The sequence below is a fragment of the Blautia sp. HCP3S3_B11 genome (genome assembly GCF_052064435.1).
Lineage (GTDB): Bacteria > Bacillota > Clostridia > Lachnospirales > Lachnospiraceae > Blautia_A.
This window is the reverse complement of record NZ_JBQHVP010000047.1, coordinates 1-1,568: the sequence shown is the minus strand read 5'-3', so window position 1 is coordinate 1,568 and position 1,568 is coordinate 1. Positions and strand designations below refer to the sequence as shown.

The window sequence follows — 1,568 nt, the reverse complement described above, 5'->3', positions numbered from 1 at the left end:
CACAATGTCATTAACTTTAGCAAAAAGCAGAAATCGTAAGCATTTATAAAACTACGATTCCTGCTTTTTGTTTTTTTGTATGGGCATACTTATCCTCTTTTCTTTCTACTCGTATTTTTTAGATCAGTATGCTCTTTTATGGGTATTCGAATATTTTCCTGCTAACCGCCCTTTTGTTCTGGTATAATGTCGATCAGGACGAACGGGAACAAGATTCTTACTGATATCTTCGTATATTTGCTGAAATAATATATTTTTCTTTTGGTCATCCGTTTCAAGAAGTATATAAATCAGATCATTTTTTAAGATTCCAATACTAACTGTCTGATTGATCATCATTTTATGTTTTCTGTTTGCTTCTTTCTGATCCAGTTCACGCTCTGTGTCTAATATGATATCTTCGGCTAAATTGCTCAGATATATAGTGCTGTATATATCTTGTAATAACAGAATGGGCTTTGTACCTGTAAAATTTTCTAACTGCAACCGACTCTTTAGCGTTTCATACGCAGTCTCTATTCCCCACCTCATATGATATAATTCTTTGATTTCTTCTGCATGAAATTCAGTTTGTGAAAGATTTGTAGCTAAAACTTCTAAACTTCCGTTTTCTAATAGGATTTTTACCATACGCAATGAAATTTCACCGAGTTCTTTCATACGTTCTCCATCCGGCGTTCCCTCGTAATGTCTGATCCTTGACTTATCAAGTTTTATTTTAACTATCTGGTCATTTTCTGCTAAACTGCTTTGCTCTTTTTTGTAATCACTGCTTTTTAAACGTACGACAAATTTAATATCCTTATCCATCATATGTATAAACGCTGGCGTAGAAGGATAGCCTCTGTCCATGATAATAATGTAGGGAATGTTGCCTATTGTTTCCGGTATTCGCTCCATCTGTTTTTCGGCCAGGCGCATTTCATCAAATTTCGCCTTATTACAGTCACTTTCCAGTATCATACGATTCATGACATCATAAATACAGCCTAATCCTATTTGAGCTTGGGGCTTTGTATTTTTTTGGCTTGCAGAACCATACAGTTTCAGTGTTTCAGCCGTGGTAGGAATATTAATATCTGAGCCGTCAGCGGCTAATATTAAATGATCTTTGTAAGTTGAAAAGGTGGAATCTGCATAAAAGTTGCGGTTATGATATTTATATAATTCTAAAAAAGCATCTGGATTAAGTTTCATACGCTGTTTCAGATATCCTGGCTTTGAAATAGACACACCAGGATGAGCAAGTTTCATATAATTTCTCAGTTCCAATGCCAACGTCAGCCCCTTTCTATTTATCATTGTGAAAAGAAGATCCTGAAGAGGCATTTTTCGAATTCTGGTAAAATGATTTTTATTACCTGATCGGCAAAATGCCTTAAATTCATCAGAACTCATTTTTTCTACATCCATGAATGTACGTTTCTGAGAATGTTTCATGTATAATCACATCCTTTTTTGAGCAGGTTCATGGCTTCTTTTTACAATATAAGCATATCAAAAAAAGCAGGAGATATCTAATCCTTTTAGGAATAAATATCTTCTGCTTTTAAGTTAATGACATTGTG

At 34.4% G+C, this 1,568-nt stretch carries 1 protein-coding gene; it reads right to left on the bottom strand.

The window, feature by feature from the left end; translation table 11 throughout:
- Positions 1–123 precede the first annotated feature (123 nt).
- Positions 124–1,440, bottom strand: a complete 1,317-nt coding sequence (locus tag ACTNC0_RS18135; RefSeq protein ID WP_441088479.1) for an IS4 family transposase — start codon at positions 1,438–1,440, stop codon at positions 124–126.
- Between the last annotated feature and the right edge of the window lie 128 nt (positions 1,441–1,568).